This is a genomic window from Variovorax sp. FG153 (genome assembly GCF_057809595.1).
In genome coordinates this window covers 58,827-75,247 of the sequence record NZ_JBMDKG010000019.1, presented here as the reverse complement: position 1 = coordinate 75,247, position 16,421 = coordinate 58,827, and the positions used below count along the sequence as shown (strand labels likewise).

Annotated in this window: 20 protein-coding genes; 13 read left to right on the top strand and 7 right to left on the bottom strand. The window is 65.0% G+C overall.

The window, feature by feature from the left end; all coding sequences use genetic code 11:
- Positions 1-19 precede the first annotated feature (19 nt).
- Complete coding sequence (locus tag ACODT0_RS20965) at positions 20-937, bottom strand: tetratricopeptide repeat protein (protein ID WP_489042172.1); 918 nt, start codon at positions 935-937, stop codon at positions 20-22.
- A 170-nt stretch (positions 938-1,107) separates the two neighbouring features.
- Between ACODT0_RS20965 and ACODT0_RS20960 the strand changes: the two genes are divergently transcribed.
- From ACODT0_RS20960 to ACODT0_RS20945, 4 genes are all read left to right on the top strand, one after another.
- Complete coding sequence (locus ACODT0_RS20960) at positions 1,108-1,809, top strand: fumarylacetoacetate hydrolase family protein (RefSeq protein ID WP_489042171.1); 702 nt, start codon at positions 1,108-1,110, stop codon at positions 1,807-1,809.
- Positions 1,810-1,830: 21 nt separating this feature from the next.
- A complete protein-coding gene (locus ACODT0_RS20955; protein WP_296731695.1) occupies positions 1,831-2,382 on the top strand; it encodes an NUDIX hydrolase in 552 nt (183 codons plus the stop codon).
- 4 nt (positions 2,383-2,386) lie between these two features.
- Entirely contained in the window at positions 2,387-2,878 is a 492-nt protein-coding gene (locus ACODT0_RS20950) for a CreA family protein (RefSeq protein WP_296731698.1), read from the top strand.
- A 149-nt stretch (positions 2,879-3,027) separates the two neighbouring features.
- The gene (locus tag ACODT0_RS20945) at positions 3,028-3,537 is read left to right on the top strand and encodes a murein hydrolase activator EnvC family protein (protein ID WP_057596647.1); all 510 of its coding nucleotides are present in this window, start codon (positions 3,028-3,030) and stop codon (positions 3,535-3,537) included.
- A gap of 7 nt (positions 3,538-3,544) precedes the next feature.
- Here the strand turns inward: ACODT0_RS20945 and ACODT0_RS20940 are convergent, their stop codons facing one another.
- Positions 3,545-5,161, bottom strand: a complete 1,617-nt coding sequence (locus ACODT0_RS20940) for a phospholipase D family protein (protein WP_057596648.1) — start codon at positions 5,159-5,161, stop codon at positions 3,545-3,547.
- A gap of 236 nt (positions 5,162-5,397) precedes the next feature.
- On the opposite strand from ACODT0_RS20940, the gene ACODT0_RS20935 reads away from it, so the two are divergent.
- From ACODT0_RS20935 to ACODT0_RS20925, 3 genes are all read left to right on the top strand, one after another.
- Positions 5,398-6,120 (top strand): DUF418 domain-containing protein, encoded by a 723-nt coding sequence (locus ACODT0_RS20935; RefSeq protein WP_413763916.1) that lies wholly within the window; start codon positions 5,398-5,400, stop codon positions 6,118-6,120.
- A gap of 111 nt (positions 6,121-6,231) precedes the next feature.
- On the top strand, positions 6,232-6,453 hold the full coding sequence (locus tag ACODT0_RS20930) for a hypothetical protein (protein WP_172705647.1): 222 nt from the start codon (positions 6,232-6,234) through the stop codon (positions 6,451-6,453).
- Positions 6,454-6,564: 111 nt separating this feature from the next.
- A complete protein-coding gene (locus tag ACODT0_RS20925) occupies positions 6,565-6,741 on the top strand; it encodes a hypothetical protein (protein ID WP_172705648.1) in 177 nt (58 codons plus the stop codon).
- 91 nt (positions 6,742-6,832) lie between these two features.
- Here the strand turns inward: ACODT0_RS20925 and ACODT0_RS20920 are convergent, their stop codons facing one another.
- Entirely contained in the window at positions 6,833-7,069 is a 237-nt protein-coding gene (locus ACODT0_RS20920; RefSeq protein WP_057596650.1) for a hypothetical protein, read from the bottom strand.
- Positions 7,070-7,276: 207 nt separating this feature from the next.
- On the opposite strand from ACODT0_RS20920, the gene ACODT0_RS20915 reads away from it, so the two are divergent.
- The 3 genes from ACODT0_RS20915 to ACODT0_RS20905 all read left to right on the top strand — a co-directional run bounded on the left by ACODT0_RS20915 (position 7,277) and on the right by ACODT0_RS20905 (position 10,866).
- Entirely contained in the window at positions 7,277-7,699 is a 423-nt protein-coding gene (locus ACODT0_RS20915; protein WP_489042170.1) for a hypothetical protein, read from the top strand.
- 69 nt (positions 7,700-7,768) lie between these two features.
- Positions 7,769-8,170 (top strand): hypothetical protein, encoded by a 402-nt coding sequence (locus ACODT0_RS20910; RefSeq protein ID WP_489042169.1) that lies wholly within the window; start codon positions 7,769-7,771, stop codon positions 8,168-8,170.
- Positions 8,171-8,586: 416 nt separating this feature from the next.
- Positions 8,587-10,866, top strand: a complete 2,280-nt coding sequence (locus tag ACODT0_RS20905) for a PhoX family protein (RefSeq protein WP_296731723.1) — start codon at positions 8,587-8,589, stop codon at positions 10,864-10,866.
- 134 nt (positions 10,867-11,000) lie between these two features.
- On the opposite strand, the gene ACODT0_RS20900 is transcribed toward ACODT0_RS20905, so the two are convergent.
- Positions 11,001-11,378, bottom strand: coding sequence for an ArsR/SmtB family transcription factor (locus ACODT0_RS20900; protein WP_296731725.1), 378 nt, complete (start codon positions 11,376-11,378; stop codon positions 11,001-11,003).
- 181 nt (positions 11,379-11,559) lie between these two features.
- On the opposite strand from ACODT0_RS20900, the gene ACODT0_RS20895 reads away from it, so the two are divergent.
- The gene (locus ACODT0_RS20895; RefSeq protein WP_296731728.1) at positions 11,560-12,285 is read left to right on the top strand and encodes a winged helix-turn-helix domain-containing protein; all 726 of its coding nucleotides are present in this window, start codon (positions 11,560-11,562) and stop codon (positions 12,283-12,285) included.
- 68 nt (positions 12,286-12,353) lie between these two features.
- On the opposite strand, the gene ACODT0_RS20890 is transcribed toward ACODT0_RS20895, so the two are convergent.
- Positions 12,354-12,770, bottom strand: a complete 417-nt coding sequence (locus tag ACODT0_RS20890; protein WP_296731731.1) for a type II toxin-antitoxin system HicB family antitoxin — start codon at positions 12,768-12,770, stop codon at positions 12,354-12,356.
- An 8-nt stretch (positions 12,771-12,778) separates the two neighbouring features.
- Positions 12,779-13,027 (bottom strand): type II toxin-antitoxin system HicA family toxin, encoded by a 249-nt coding sequence (locus ACODT0_RS20885; RefSeq protein WP_365958306.1) that lies wholly within the window; start codon positions 13,025-13,027, stop codon positions 12,779-12,781.
- 225 nt (positions 13,028-13,252) lie between these two features.
- On the opposite strand from ACODT0_RS20885, the gene ACODT0_RS20880 reads away from it, so the two are divergent.
- Positions 13,253-13,687, top strand: a complete 435-nt coding sequence (locus ACODT0_RS20880; protein WP_296731734.1) for a structural protein — start codon at positions 13,253-13,255, stop codon at positions 13,685-13,687.
- 154 nt (positions 13,688-13,841) lie between these two features.
- On the opposite strand, the gene pstS (ACODT0_RS20875) is transcribed toward ACODT0_RS20880, so the two are convergent.
- On the bottom strand, positions 13,842-14,834 hold the full coding sequence (pstS, locus tag ACODT0_RS20875) for a phosphate ABC transporter substrate-binding protein PstS (RefSeq protein WP_296731947.1): 993 nt from the start codon (positions 14,832-14,834) through the stop codon (positions 13,842-13,844).
- Between the two features lie 510 nt (positions 14,835-15,344).
- Here pstS (ACODT0_RS20875) and pstS (ACODT0_RS20870) point away from each other — a divergent pair.
- Complete coding sequence (pstS, locus tag ACODT0_RS20870) at positions 15,345-16,373, top strand: phosphate ABC transporter substrate-binding protein PstS (RefSeq protein ID WP_296731737.1); 1,029 nt, start codon at positions 15,345-15,347, stop codon at positions 16,371-16,373.
- Positions 16,374-16,421 lie beyond the last annotated feature (48 nt).

Below are 16,421 nucleotides of genomic sequence, written 5' to 3'. Positions count from 1 at the left end.
AGGATAGCGTCGATGCGGTTCAGGAGCGCGGCGCTGCGGCAAGCACGCAGCGCAGCTCGCGCAGGGTGGCCGCGGGATGTTCCCGCTGCCAGGCGTCGAGCGGGGCGCGGGCGGCAGCCTCCCCGCGCGCGGCCAGGCCCAGGCGCCAGGGCCCGCGCGGGCCCACGGTCTGGTCGGCCGGGTGGTCGTGGCCTTCGCCCTCGCCATAGGGCCGGCCCTCGGAGCAGGCGGCGCACAGCATGCGGAGGCCCAGGCTCCAGTTCTCGGCGCCGTCTCCCGCTGCATGGAAGCGCGCGATCAGGCTGTCGATCTCTTCCTGCGGCACGCCCTCGATCCAGAGTTCGAAGGTGGCGTAATCGGAAGGCGCGATCAGCGCGAGCGCGTCGAACACCGCCACCTCGCGCCCCTGGTGCAGCCGGTAGCCGTTGGGCGCGCCGTCGTGCAGCACGAGGTCGCCGTAGCGGTGGCCCGAGCCCGGCAAGGGAACGTTGCGCAGGATGGCGCGCGCGGGATCGATGCGGTCGGCCCACAGCACCTCGCTGGCCTCGTCGCCATGCACGCGGATCGGCGTCAGGCCGGCGAAATGGTCGACCGGGCCCTCGCCCTCGGCCAGCGGAATGCCGTAGAGGCGCCAGGCGCGCCGCGCCGTGGCCCAGTCGCCGAGCGCGGTGGCGGCGATGCCGAGGTTCCAGACCGCGCCCTCGTTGCCCGGGTCGCACTGCACGGCGCGCGCATTGGCCTTGAGCGAGGCGGCCCAGTCGCCGCGGTACTTGTGGATCAGGCCGGCGTTGTACCAGGGCACGGCCCAGTCGGGACGGTGGCTGCTGGCCTCGGCATAGGCCCGCAGCGCGCCCTCCTCGTCACCGTCGTCCTGGCGCGTGTTGCCGAGCTCGTTGCAGGCCTGGGCCTTGCCGGCTTTTCCGAATCGAAGGGGCATGGGGAGGAGCGAAGCGATGGCGGGACGGGAACGGGCCGTATTCTGCGCCCTTGCATGACGGCCCCCTCGCATACCCCGATGGCCGGCACCGGCGCCCGGCGGCCGGGCGGCGCCTCTGGCACACTGCCGGCTTCCCCCTCTCCCGCTTCGCCCCCAAAGGATCGTTTTCCATGGCCTCCGAGTTCGTCTTCGCCCCGCCCGCGACCGTTTCCGTTCCCGTCGTCGGACAGACCGCCCGCTTCCCGGTGCACCGCATCTACTGCGTGGGCCGCAACTACGAGGATCACGCCAAGGAAATGGGCTTCACCGGCCGCGAACCGCCGTTCTTCTTCATGAAGCCGGCCGACGCCGCCGTGGTGGTCGAGGCCGGCCAGACCGGCACCGTGGACTACCCCACCCTGACCAAGAACCTGCACCACGAGATCGAACTGGTGGTGGCGATCGGCGCCGGCGGCAAGAACATCTCGGCCGCCGACGCGCACAAGCACATCTTCGGCTACGCCGTGGGCCTGGACATGACCCGCCGCGACCTGCAGAACGAGATGAAGAAGCAGGGCCGCCCCTGGGACATCGGCAAGGGCTTCGAGCAGAGCGCGCCGATCGGCCCGATCGTGCCGGTGGCGCAGGCCGGCGACGCCGAGAAGGCCGAGATCTCGCTGCAGGTGAACGGCAGCGATCGCCAGCGCAGCAACGTGAGCAAGCTGATCTGGAACGTGGCCGAGACCATCGAGCACCTGTCGGCCGCCTGGGAGCTCCAGCCCGGCGACCTGATCTACAGCGGCACGCCCGAAGGCGTGGCGGCGGTGGTCGCGGGCGACACGCTGGTGGGCGAGGTCGCCGGCCTGCCCGTGCTGACCGTCAAGATCGTCTGAGGCCGCGAGCACGCCCGCCCCATGCTGCTGCGCATCCCCATCAAGCATTGCAAGAACTGCGGCACCGCGGTGGTCTACCGCGTGCCGGACGACGGCGACACCAAGGAACGCGCCGTCTGCCCGGCCTGCAACACGATCCACTACGAGAACCCGCTCAACGTGGTGGGGACCATCCCCGTGCTCGGCGACAAGGTGCTGCTGTGCAAGCGCAACATCGAGCCGCGCTGGGGCAAGTGGACGCTGCCGGCGGGCTTCATGGAGCTCGAGGAGACCACGGCCCAGGGCGCGGCGCGCGAGACCGACGAGGAAGCCGGTGCCAATTTCGAGATCGAGGGCCTGTTCGCGGTGATGAGCGTGCCGCGCGTGGGACAGGTGCACCTGTTCTACCGCGCGCGCCTGCTGAACGACCGCTTCGATCCGGGCCACGAGACCATCGAGGCGAAGCTCTTCGCCGAGGAGGAGATTCCCTGGGACGAGATCGCCTTCCGCACGGTGCGCGAGGCGCTGCAGCACTACTTCGAGGACCGGCGCCGCGGCAGCTTCGACCGCGTCCACACGATCGACATCGTCTGACCCGATGAAGCACGCCATCTCCCTTCGACGCGGCGCGGCGCTCGCGTTCGCCGTCGCCCTGCTGGCCGCCACCGCGGCGCGCGCCGAGACCGTGGGCGAGGTCGACACCGCCTTCAAGCTGATCGGCCCCGACCACAAGATCGTGATCGAGGCCTACGACGACCCCAAGGTCAGCGGCGTGACCTGCTATGTCTCGCGCGCCAAGACCGGCGGCATCGCGGGCGCCTTCGGCGTGGCCGAGGACAAGGCCGAGGCCTCGATCGCCTGCCGCCAGGTCGGCCCGGTGAACGTGACGCAGCCGCTGCCCAAGCGCGAGGAGGTCTACAGCGAGCGGCTGTCGGTGCTGTTCAAGCGGCTGCGCGTCGTGCGCATGGTCGACGCGCGGCGCAACACGCTGGTCTACCTCACCTACTCCGACCTGCTGATCGACGGCTCGCCGAAGAACAGCGTCACCGCGGTGCCGATCGACCGCGGCACGCCGATCCCGCTGAAGTGATCGCCCGATGGCGCGCGGCCGCCCGCGCGCCAAGTCCCTGCCGGCCCGCAGGGAACGCGCCGGGGACTTTGCTAGCATCGACCGGCCGGGCCGCACGGCCCCGAGATCCGAGGGAACCCTTCAGAACGTCCCCGTTCCAACCGAGCGCCATGCACCTTCAGACTTTTGTTTTCCGAATCGGCGCCGCGGCGCTGCTCGCCGCCGGCATCGCCGCCTGCACGACCACGCCGCTGCCGCCGATGCAACAGCCCGGCCGCACCGCGACCCCGCCGCCGCAGCGCCAGGCCTTGTTCATCCGGCCCGCCGCCGGCACCACCATCGGCCGCTTCGACGGCGTGCGCAACAAGGGCGTGGACATCGCCGGCAACCTCGGCGACCCGATCGTGGCCTCGGCCGACGGCCGCGTGGTGTACGTGGGCAACGAACTGGCCGCCTACGGCAACATGGTCATCATCAAGCACAACGAGACCTTCCTCACCGCCTATGCCCACGCGAGCACCATCCTCGTCAAGGAAGGCGCGGTGGTGCGCCAGGGCGAGAAGATCGCCGAGATGGGATCGGGCGGCGATGCCAACCGCGTGAAGCTGCGCTTCGAGATCCGCAAGAACGGCGTGGCCGTCGATCCCGAGCCCTACCTGAGCGGCCGGCTGCAGCAGTAAGCGGGCCTCACAGCAGGCTCTCGGGCACCAGCGGCGCGAGCAGCTCGAGCCGCCAGCGGGCCCAGAAATTCGTCTCGGGCTCGGTGTGCAGGATGGTGTCGGCACCATCGCCCGCGGCCGGGCTCACCCATTCGATGCCACCGCGCGGCCCGAGCTGCAGCTGGTAGGCGCCGTCGAGCCGGATGAAGCCGATCAGGCTGTTGAGCTGCTGCGCGATCTGCGGGCTGAAGATGAAGAGCCCGATCTCGGTGTTGTGCAGCACCGAACGCGGGTCGAAGTTCATCGAGCCGATGAAGACCGTGCGCCCGTCGATCACTGCCGACTTGCCGTGCAACCGGCCGCTCGAGGTCTCGTACATGCCGAAGCGCCGGCTCTGCTCGACCCGCTTGGGGCTGAGCTCGTAGAGCGCCACGCCCAGGCGCAGCATCTCGGCGCGGTAGCGGCGGTAGCCGATGTGCACCAGCGACTCGTCGGTGGCCGCCAGCGAGTTGGTGACCATGATGTAGCCCACGCCGTTGCCGCGCACATGCCGGATGGTTTCCATGCCGCCGCGGCCCGGGATCAGGTAGGGCGTGGTCTGCATGATCTCGGTGCGCGCGCCGCGCAGATGGCGTTGCAGGTTGAACTGCACGCTGTCGGGCGAGACATCGGCCGGCGCGCCGCGGCTTTCCTCGGGCGCCAGCGCCTTGGCGGGCGCGTCCGCGTAGGCCTCGGCGCGCGCCCAGGCCAGTTGCAGCTGGCCCGCGTCGAGGTCGGCGGCCAGCGGATGGTGACCCAGCAGGTCGGTGGCGCCGGGCTGCTCGGGCTCGGGCGTGCCCGGCCCGCTCGTGAGTTCGTCGAAGCGCGAGCGCAGCGATTGCGGCGAGGCGCCGTCGGCCGATACCAGCGACTCGATCGGGTAGACGTAGGGGCTGTTCCAGTAGCTGTCGAACAGCGACGAGAGCTTGTGGACCACGGGCCCGGCCACCAGCGTGTCGATGTCGATGAAGTTCGAGCCGCCGTCGCGCAGGAAGTACTCGTTGGCGATGTTGCGCCCGCCCATGACCGCCATCGTGTCGTCGACCACGAACAGCTTGTTGTGCATGCGGCGGTGCACGCGGTTGAAGTCGAGCAGCGAGGCGGTCCAGCGCGTACCGAAGCGTTCGCGCCCGGCGGGGAACGGGTTGAACATCCGCACTTCGACGTTCGGATACGCGGCCAGGCCCCGGAACAGCGGATCGGCGCCGGCCGTGTAGAGATCGTCGACCAGCAGCCGCACGCGCACGCCGCGTTCGGCCGCGTCGCGCAGGTGGCGCAGCAGGTAGCGGCCGGTCTCGTCGTTCTGCACCAGGTAGTACTGCACGTCGATCGAACGCTCGGCGCGGCGGATCAGTTCGATGCGCGCATGCAGCGAGAACTGCGCCATCGGCAGCAGGCGGAAGCCGCTGAGCGGCTCGTCTTCGCCGCGCGGTGCGGTCGCGGCCACGAGGCGGCCGAGCGTGGTGTCGGCGCCGTTCGGGATCGTCGTCGACGACCGGCGAACGACGTCGCTCGGCAGGCCCGCGCAGCCGGCCAGCAGCAGCGCGCAGGCCAGCGTGAGCCAGCGGACGAGCGCCGGCCATGCACGGCCGGCTGCGGAGGGCATGACTGGCGAAACGGAGCGGTGGGGCACGGGAGTGGGCGCACCGGAAGGCGATGCGGGCGGCGGTTTCTACCACGAGCCGGCCGCCGCATGCGGCGCTCGTAATGTTGAGGCAATGCGCATCCCTAGCATCGGTGGCCGACGCGCAACTCGCCCGCGGTGGCCGCGTCCCGCACCTGGCCCGCCTTCCGCATCACGCCGGGTTCCCTCCATCGCTTCGCAGACGCTGCCGTACATCGATGACCCTCGGACTCGCCACGCCGCCTCTTTCCCTGTCGCCTGCACGGCTCCTCGCACGCCCTGTCGCCATCGCGGACGACGCACGACCGCGCCGGCGCGAACTCGTCGATGCCTTGCGCGGCTTCGCGCTGTTCGGCATGCCGCTCGTGGGCTGGCGTGGCTTCGCGCCGATCGAGTTCCCGGGCGTCGCCGCCTGGTGGCCGCTCTTCGTGCTCGGCGGACTGCTGGCCGGCATGGCGCTGGGCCGTGCGCAGGTGCTGAGGCAGTCGGTGGCCCATCGGCGCTTCTGGCGCCGGCTGCTGCTGGCGAGCCTCGCGACGGGCTTGCTGCTCGCGCTGAGCGATCCGGCAGGCCAATCCGCGCCCGGCCCGCTGCGTGCGATGGCGGTGCTGGCCCAGTTGCTTTTCTGCGTGGCGGCCTTCGTGCTGCTGTTCCAGCGCGCCGCCTGGCGGGGCCGGTTGCGCAAGCTGGCGCCGCTCGGGCGCATGGCGTGGAGCAACGGCCTCGTGCAGGCGCTGGCGGGCCTGAGCCTGTTCTACGGCGTCGGCCCGGGCCTGTGCCCGAAGTTCGGCGTGGCGGGCCTCGCCGTGGCCTGCATGGCGATCCTGGCACTGCAAGCGGCCGCGAGCTGCTGGTGGCTGCGCCGCTACCGGCTCGGCCCGCTGGAATGGGCCTGGCAGAGCCTGGCGCCGACGCGCTGGAAGCGCGAAAAGCAGGCCTGAGATGCCGACGTCCCCCTAAGAGAGGTTTAACAATGCACTGCAACAATTCTCGAACGATGGCCGGAGAGCCCGCCAGGGACCGCACGACACCGAGCCCTCGCCGGGAGTTTCATGGCCAACCCGTTTTCGCCCTGCCCTTGCAGCATCGAGCATCTGGACAGCAGCCCGCAGCAGGCCTGGATGCGCTTCTTCCCGTGGTTGAAACCCTACCGTTGCAGGAACTGCGGCAAGTCGCAGCTTCTGCCGCAACGGGCCGTGGAACGGGCCTTGGCCAGCCTGGGCAGCAGGAAGTCGCCACGCAAAGGCGGCGCCAAGCAGGCACGGGCACTGTAGCGAGCCCGTCACGGGTCGGAGCACTGCTCTTCCGATCCCTGCTGGCTTGCGGTACAACACGTAGGTGTAACCCCCTGTAAACCGTGGGGCACAAAACTACGTTAGGACCGCATGCGAGCATCCGACCCTTTCTTTATCGCTTTCGTCTTCCTTGCCGGCATTGCCGCGGGCGCCGCCCTGATGGCCATGCTGGCCATCCTGCGGGCGGAAAGGCCGCGACGACAGCCGAAGCCCCGGGTCGAACGCGAACACGTCGTCATCGGCCAGACCGGGTTCGGCAGCCTCTGAGAGGCCTGGCAAGCGCCGGGGCGTCAGGCGCGGCGCGCCGAGCGTGCGCCTCGCCCGAAGACACGAGGGCCCCGCGTCGAAGCCCCGCGATTCAAGCGCGAAAACCCGTCTTTCCCTCGTCGATCATGCGATGAGCGAAAGCGACGCAGTTCGATAGCAATTCTTCCTCGGACCTGAAGGTGCCGATCCCGTGGCGGATGCGCCGCGAAGCCTCGCCTTCCTTCTCGAAGGTCACCCATGCGGGCCATTCGCCGTTCTCTCGGTCCTGGATGTGGCGGCGTGCGACGAAGCCGCCTTTCTTGAGGATTTCGATGTGCTGCATCGGCATCGGATGTCCATTTTTTTCTTGAGTGCGGGATTATTCTCGCGACAAGGTCTCAGGAACATGTCATGACGCGGCGGAGTTGTGACGGCCGGTAAAGGGCTGGCGGCGATCGCGGGCAGCGGGCCTGCCGCGGGCGGCAGGGTCGAAGTGTCACCTGTTCTTCGAAAAATAACTGTATATTCAAACAGTATTTCCACGCCCATTCTTCCCATGACCCAAGTTGAGCTGTTCCATCAACCGGCCATCGTCGATGGCGCCCTTCCCGAGCCCTTCGAAGAAGCACCGCCAGTGCGGCAGAAAGCCGGGCCCGCGCCGTCTTCCCCGGAACGGGAGACCGAGCCTCCCGCCGCCTACGAGGTGCTCCTGGCCGACTATGCGCACGCCAGCGACGAAGCCATCCGCCTGGCGCAGCGGCGTTTCCAGCGCGAACTCGAGCGGCAACTGGGCAGCGACGTGCTGCCGGCGCTGCGCGCCTTCCAGAACGCGAGCGAATCGAGCGAGAACGAACTCTCGAAGGCCGACATCGCGCTCGCGCGCCGCTGGGCCAAGGCCTACGACACGGCCAGGACCGCGGGCTTCCGGGATCTGGGCGATACCGACGAGGCCTTCTTCGAGGTTCGGGCGACAGCTTAGCCTAAAAGGGGACGGGACCGGTCGGCCCGGCACAATGGCCACCGACCCAGCACACGAGGAATCTCACGCATGGCCGACGATGTCTCCATGGTCTTCTTTGCATCGAATGCCGACAGCCCCGATCTGGACGCCGCATCGCGCCTGCTGATCGCTCAAGGCCTGGATGTCGCGGCCGATGGCGATGCGCTCGTCGTCCAGTGGGAGGAGGACGGGCCCGCCCTTCGAATCAGACTGTCCGCCGCGCCGCATGTGAGCGCGGAAGCCATCGACATCGCCAAGGACACCATGCACGCCACGGCCATGCGCGAATGCGATGCACGCTTCGAGATCGACATCGAGGACCTCGACGAAACGCTGGACGAGATCAACACGCTGATCGAGGTCCAGGCAACGCTGCAGGATGCAACGGGCGGCTACCTGTTCAATTCGTGGAACGGCGAGCTGAGCGCACCGGATTCATCGCAGGCCTGATTCCGGCGCGACGCCACGCACACCTCGGGCGCAGACAAAAAAACGGGTCAGAGCTTGTGGCTCTGACCCGTTGTTCCATCTCGCGATGATTGTTGGTCGTGTGAAACCGATCTAAAGATGGCCCACATACCGCATGGATGTTGACTTCTATGACTTCGCAGTAGCTGCCGTACCCCCTTTTGTACCCCCGCAACGACCTGTGTGGTTTATTTGCGTCAATCCCGCCATCGGCAAGAGCCCTGTCGCCCCGACCACGCGGAGTTGCTAACGAAGCCTCAACAGTCAAGGCGATCATCTCAAGCGCCAACGCTCTGCTGCGTACGGCCGAGTACATGCTGACTAAGTACTGACTCGGTCACAAAACCGTCACTGCCGATCTCTAGATTAAACGTTTCCACGTATCTAGAAAGATCTAAATGAAAAACTTGGCCGGTCCCAAACAGATCGACTTCAACGACGAAGACTCCAACACGTCGCCTAACCCTACATTCGACTCGGTGCTCGCCGCACGGTTGAGCCGTCGAGGTATCTTGCGCGGCAGCGTCGGCACAGCCGGGACGGCCTTACTGGGCGGCCTGGCTGTCGCGGGCTGCGGTGGTGGCGGCAGCAACGGTGTCAGCTTCCCCGTGCTTCCGCCCGCGCCGGCACCAGCCCCCAGCCCGGCGCCGGCACCCCAACCCCCAACGGAGAAGCTTCTCGGCTTCGGTGCCGTCGCAAAGAGCCTGGCGGACGTCGTATCGGTACCCGTCGGGTACTCCTTCAGCGTCATCTACGCTCTTGGCGACCCGTTGACGAGTGGCACGCCCGCGTACAAGAACGATGGCACCGACACCGCCTTCGAAAATCGTGCAGGCGACCACCACGACGGCATGGAGTGGTTCGGCCTCGATGCCAACGGGAAGCTCTCGCTCACGGCCACTGATCGCGGCGTGCTCGCCGTCAATCACGAGGCCACGACCAATGAATCGCTGAGCTCGTTCTTCCTGCACGCCAATGGGGGGACCTCGACGTTGCCTCGGCCGGCCTCCGAGGTGGACAAGGAGATCGCCATCCACGGCATCTCGGTCGTGGAAGTCGCCAAGACGTCGGGGAAGTGGGCAACGGTCGCAGGATCCAACTTCAATTTCCGGTTGACGCCCTTGAGCGACATCGAGATAACAGGTCCGGCCCGCGGGAGCAGCCTGCTGATCACCAAATACTCGACCAACGGCACCCGCACTCGCGGCACCTTGAACAACTGCGGCACCGGCAAGACGCCGTGGGGCACCTTCCTCACCGGCGAGGAGAACTGGTTCGGCTATTTCACGCGCGCCGCTGCGGACGATGCAGCCCGCGGGGACAAGAGCGTTGTGGCTCTCAAGCGATACGGCAGCACCCAGGGTGGCGCGTCACGGCATGGCTGGGAGAGCGCCGGCCCCGAGGACCGCTTCGCGCGCTGGATCATCAGCAAGGCCGGCGTCTCCACGGACGGCAGCGACGACTACCGCAACGAACTCAACGGCATGGGCTACATCGTCGAAGTGGATCCACTCGACAAGGCGAAAACCGCTCGCAAGCGCACCGCCCTGGGCCGATTCGCTCACGAAAGCGCAGCCTTCGGCAAGCCGACAGTTGGGCAGCCGCTGGTCGTCTACATGGGCGACGACGCGCGCAACGAGTACATGTACAAGTTCGTGTCGACGGCGCTCTGGGCTGCCGCTGATGCCAATCCGGCCGATCGCCTGGCCATTGGCGACAAGTACCTGAACGACGGCAAGCTGTACGCCGCGAAGTTCAATGCCGATGGAACCGGCACCTGGCTGGAACTCAGCTTCACCAACGCGGCAGTTTCCGGCTACGCCGGCTACGCCTTTTCCAACCAGGCCGATGTCGCCGTTCATTCGCGCATTGCAGGCGATGCGGTGGGGGCGACCAAGATGGACCGCCCAGAATGGGGAGGCGTGAACCCTGCCAACGGCGAGATCTACCAGACGCTGACCAACAACAGCAATCGCCGACTCGAGCCGAGCGGCTCGTCGCAGGTCGCTCTCGACGCCGCGAATCCGCGGGCCTATGTCGACATGAAAGGCTCGACCTCGCAGCCCGGCAACCCGAACGGGCACCTTCTGCGCATGAAGGAAGGCAGCGCCGGCGGCGCTGCCACGACCTTCACCTGGGACATCTACCTCTTTGGCGCAGAAGCTGGCGCGGACAAGGGCATGGTGAACATCTCTAGCCTCACCGCCGATCAGGACTTCTCGAGTCCGGATGGCCTGGTGTTCAGTCCCGCGACGGGAATCTGCTGGATCCAGACGGATGACGGTGCCTACACGGACGTCACGAACTGCATGATGCTTGCCGCGTTGCCCGGCAAGGTCGGCGACGGTGGTGCGAAGACCTTGAGCTACACGAAGGCAGACAGCAGCAAGGTCGATGTGCTGACCCAGGTCGGCAAGGCCCCGACGGCCGATACCCTGAAACGCTTCCTGGTCGGACCGGTCGGATGCGAGCTCACGGGCTTTTGCGAAACGCCGGATGGGAAGGCCATCTTCGTGAACATCCAGCATCCGGGTGAGACCACAAGCCAGGCCAACCTGGCCGACCCGTCCAAGTACACGAGCCGCTGGCCCAGCAATGCTGGCTACGGCGCGGGCTCGCGTCCGCGCTCGGCAACGATCGTGATCACGAAGAACGATGGCGGTCGCATTGGCACTTGAGTGAGCGCAGGCGGCATCGCAAGTGCTGCCCAGCTTCAAGAGGGGCGCCGACGGATGTCGAGCGCCCGTGCTGTTTGGGGAGGCAGGACAGCGCGCAGTGCGCGCGTGCGTCGATGGTGACGTCGTGTGCTGACTCAGGCCCGCGCAAGGCGCTTGCGGGCAGGAGCCCGGCGTCGATCGACAGCCTCTTCCACACACTGGGGGAGCTCCACTTCGCAGCCTTCCGCCGAGCCGTCGCAGCAGTGCTCTACGAGGAACGCGAGCAGCTCGTTCATCGGCGCAAACTGTGCGCGGTAATAGACGAATTTGCCTTCTTGCGTTCCCTGGATGAGGCCGGCGTGAGTCAGTTCCTTCATGTGGAACGACAGCGTCGCACCGGCCAAAGAGAGCTCCTCACCGATCTTGCCGACGGACATTCCGTCGCTGCCCGCGACCACCAGCAGGCGGAAGATGGCCAGTCGAGAAGGCTGCGCCAGGGCAGCCAGGGCGACTACGGCTTTTTCTGAATTCATGGAGCTTTTGGGCGAGGCAGACTTTCCCATATGACAGGGTGATTCGATGAGTATGGCCCGAGCATATGACAGTCCCGTTTCAAACACGTCATCCGTCTGTCACGATCCTTCGCAAAGATACTACAAGTCCAGAAATCTAGATTTATGGATTTATTTTTTGCACCCTCTCATTTCGATCCCAGTGCTCTCCTACGATATTCCCAAAAGCGCGCTCGTCGTTGCCAAAGACTCGGAGGCTCTCGAGTTGATTTGCGCGACGTGCGGACGCGGTGGCTTCGATGTGCTTCGAGCGCGCAACTGCGTGGATGCCACCCGGTCGCTCGGGATCGGAACGCCCAAACTCGTCATCATCGACGTTCCCCGCAGCGGCGGGCCTGCAGTATTGGAATGGGGACGGAAGTTGCGCGAGCAGCCTCGAACTGCTCACCTTCCCATTCTCGCCACCAGCACGTACGGAGATTCCGATACAGCAGTGATCGCACTTGACGCGGGAATGGACGACTACGTACTACGACCGTTTTCCTCGCGCGAACTGCTGGCACGAATCAAGGCCGTTGTGCGATGCCGCGCCCCTGAGTTGCTGGGGGAGGATGTAGTCTCAGGTCCCCTGAGCTTTCGCTGGGTGCATCGCGAAGTCCTCGCGGTAGTTCAAGGAAGTACGAAGAAAGTCCAGATCGGACCGACGGAGTACCGGCTGCTCTATTTCCTGGTTACTCATCCAGAGACAGTGCACTCCCGCACGGAACTTCTCGACCGCGTGTGGCCGCCTGGCGCACGCATTGCTGCACGAACCATTGACGTCCACATACGACGCTTACGCGATTCCCTGGCCCCGTTCGGGTTACGAGACACCGTCGAAACCGTTCTCAAAGGCGGCTATCGATTCACACTCCAAAAGAGCGGATGAATGACAGGAGCCGATCAGCTACAGCGGCTGCAGTACGGAAATGTTCGCCAATCTCTCTTCAAGATTCCTCAGGCCAGCCGAAGGTCGAGTCGCCTTCCCATAGCCAGTAAGGCTGCGGCGATAGTGTCGATCTTTGTCGGATGATGCAAGTCAACAAGGCGTGTCACCTCTTGAGGGCGCGCATTCATCAGCCGCGCCAGTTCTGCTGGACGTTTGCCTTGAGCAATCATCTCGTTCAGCAAAAGCACCTTTGCAGAAACGCTTGCGGGCAAGTCCACTGCGACCTGTCCTTTTTTCAGCGGAGAGGGCATTGGCACTGGCCGCCTGTCCTCGAAATAGAAGTCCATCGCGGTCGTCAAGGCATCGGCCGCAAGCTTGATCGCTTCGACTCGTTCCTTGGCGCCGGTCATTGCTTCCGGAATATCCGGGAAGGTCACCAGGTATCCACCGCCATCCCGCGCCACTCGTGCGGGGTAGCTAAACATGGGTCATCTCAATCTTTGATTCCGAGTTGCCGCAGGATCGCTTTGCGCAGTCCATCGCCCAACTCCTTGGCATGACGCGGTAGCGTCGTCTGTTTACCGTTGACGTAGATCTTGGTGTGCTTTGCACCCTCAACGAACTTGGCGCCCTTCGACGCAAGGAAGCGCTTGAACTCCGATGTTTTCATTTGTCCAACTAAGTTGATGAGCGCGGGAGGTCGCTCGATTTGCAGTTGCCATTTCTCGGTGTCCTTGATCAAGTGGAAGATTCAACCTATTGGTGCCCTCGACCTCACTTGCAACGTCTACGTGCGCGCATGTTGTTCGGCGAAGGAGGCTTGCCGATGTTCCCTGCCACTCGGGAAATTCGGAAAGCCCGGTGCCAGTATAAACAAAAATGTTGATTCAAGCGAATGTATCGCTCGGCCCGTAATCGGCCGCGCCCCTGTGGAGCGCATCGAGCCGCGATGCGGCAAGATCTGTGCATGGGCCTCTTGAACTTTCTCGTGAATATGATCGTCCCTGCTCCACGGCCAGAGCCGACCCAGGCGTTTGCGCCCGTGGACGTCGATGGAAGCCCGCGCTGGGCGCCACCGAAGCGCCCGCCGGAACGCAAAGGCGAGCACAAGACGGCAGACGAATTGGAGGCCGAACGTGCGAGCCTCGCAGCTCACATGCTGGAGCTCGCGCAGAAGCGAATTGCGCGGGACTTCGCGCGGGCGCAGGCCGCAGGAATCACCCACTATCGCTGGCGCTCCTTGGGCGACAGCGGCGGCGCCTGCCCCACATGCGTCAGCCGGGAAGGAAAGAAATTCCGCCTGGATCGACGTCCGCCCGATGGTCACCCGGGCGAAGCATCGTGCGGTGAACGAGGGTACTGCCGCTGCTACCCCGAAATGGTCATCCCCGGATTCGACTGACCTTTGACGAGATGTAGCCTGCCCGGCGACTCAGTTCCAGGGCCTTGCCGACCGGCAGGCTTTTTTGCTCGAGCCACATCACGGCAACCCATCGCGGCTCACGTTGAACCGACCGTCGACGCCGCCACAGCGCGTTGACAGGCTCCGTTGGCGATTACTTGATCTGCTTCCCCCAGTACGCCTGAATCTGTTGGACCAGCGTGCCCGGCAGCGGGACATAGTCGAACTTCTGAGCATCCGCCTGGCCGCTTTCGAGAGCCCACTTGAAGAAGCTCAAGGCTTCCTTGCTGGCCGAAGCATTCTTCGGATCCTTGTACATCAGCACGAAAGTGGTCGCAGCAATAGGCCAGGAGTCCTTGCCGGGTGCGTCGGTGATGACCTCATAGAAGTCCTCAGCCTTCCATTCCGCGCTTGCTGCAGCGGCCTGGAAAGATGCCGCGTTCGGGTCCACAAACACGCCAGCCTTGTTCTTGACTTGGGCGTACTTCATCTTGTGCTTCACGGCGTACGACAACTCGACGTAGCCGATCGAGCCCTTCGTGGCATTGACGTAGGTAGCCACCCCCTCATTGCCCCGGCCGGCCATCCCGACCGGCCATTGCACTACGGTGTCACTGCCGACCTTGGCCTTCCAATCCTCACTGACCTTTGACAGGTAGTTCACCCAGTTGAAAGTCGTGCCCGAACTGTCCGATCGGTGGACGACAGTGATCTTCTGATCGGGCAGCGCTACCCCCGGATTGAGCGCTGCGATCGACGGATCATTCCATTTGGTCACCTTGCCAAGGTAGATGTCGGCAAGGACCGCGCCCGTAAACTTCAACGGCGCCGGTGTCGCAACGTCTACGTTGATCACCGGCACGACGCCGCCGACTACAAGAGGAAACTGGGCCAAGCCGCTCTTGCTCAGTTCTTCTGGCGGCAGCGGCTTGTCCGAGGCGCCGAACGTAACCATGCCGGCCTTGATCTGGGCGATGCCACCGCCAGAACCGATCGACTGGTAGTTCACTCTCGCGCCAGTCTGGTCGTGGTACGTGGCAGCCCATTTGGAAAGGATCGGGAAGACAAACGTCGATCCAGCGCCCATCACGTCTGCAGCGTGCGCGGTCACTGCCGCGAACGCCAGGACGCCGGCGACGGTACGCATCAGGCCGAATGCCGCTCGCCCCTTCATGGCGCCGCGGTGAAGTGCCGCTGACCCGACCGGGGTCCAATGCGGTTGTTGAAAGTCAAGCATGGCAGCCGCTCCTTATTTCCATATTGCTGGTTATGTGGAATCGAAGTTTGTCCATCGACCATGACATATCCATGACACCCCCCTCTCGATCGGCCCAACGGCCTCCTTCTTCCCGGAGTAGCTAGGCCTGCCCTGCGGCAGACGATCAAGCCGTCTTCGACGGCACGGGAAGCCTGCTCTTTGAGCCCAGCGGCGCTCGGCACGGCCACAAACTCCTCGAGACCGTCACCCAGTTGTCACAAACGCTCTACAGAATTCGGCAAACATTTCTACAACTCTAGAAACATGGTGATCTAGGAATGTGGATCTGAGCGGTGCTTCGGCGTGCACCGCTGCATCGACGTCTCGGCGCGCGGCGGGCAATCCGCTGCGCATCGAACAACCAGCCATCGTTGTCTTTCCATCAGGAGCTTCTCGATCATGACTACATCCACTCTTACTCGCTCTCCGATTCGGGCTGCTGTCGCCGGCATCATCATTGCGATCGCTTCGGTCGCCTCGCACGCCGCCGAGATCACAGGTGCCGGCTCTACCTTCGTCTATCCGATTCTGTCCAAGTGGTCGGCGAGCTACAACGCCAAGAAGGGCACCAAGATCAACTACCAGTCGATCGGCTCCGGCGGTGGCATCGCACAGATCAAGGCCGGAACCGTGACCTTCGGTGCATCAGACAAGCCGCTGCCGCCGGAGGAGCTCGCAGCCGCCGGCCTGGTGCAGTTTCCGGTGGTGATCGGCGGCGTGGTGCCGGTGGTAAACATCGAGGATGCAAAGGCCGGCGACATGCGCTTCACCGGTCCTCTCCTTGCCGACATCTTCCTCGGCAAGGTGACCAAGTGGAACGACCCCGCGATCGCCGCCCTGAATCCCAAGATGAAATTGCCGGACCAGAAGATCACGGTGGTGCATCGCTCCGACGGCTCCGGCACGACCTTCAACTGGGTGAACTACCTGTCGAAGGTCAGCGAGGAATGGAAGAGCAAGGTCGGTGAAGGCACCTCGGTGAACTGGCCAGCCGGTGTCGGCGGCAAGGGGAACGAAGGCGTGGCCGCCTATGTGAACCAGATCAAGGGATCGATCGGCTACGTCGAACTGGCCTATGCGATGCAGAACAAGATGAAGTACGCCGAGGTCAAGAACAAGGCAGGTGTCTTCGTCGACCCCACGCTGGAAACCTTCCAGGCGGCGGCGGCCGGCGCGGACTGGTCGGCACCGGACTTCTACGAAGTGATCACCGATGCCGCCGGCAAGGACTCGTGGCCCATCACCGCGTCGGTCTTTGTGATGATGTACAAGCAGCCGAAGGACACCGCACAGTCGAAGGAAGCGCTCGAATTCTTCAGGTGGGCCCTGCAGGACGGTCAGGCTGACGCGAAGTCGCTGGACTACGTCTCGCTGCCGTCCACGCTGGTCAAACAGATCGAAGCGTACTGGGCAAAGAACATCAAGTAACGACAGCCCGGGAGATCAGGCGGTCCGGCCAGCCCGCCGCGTGATCTC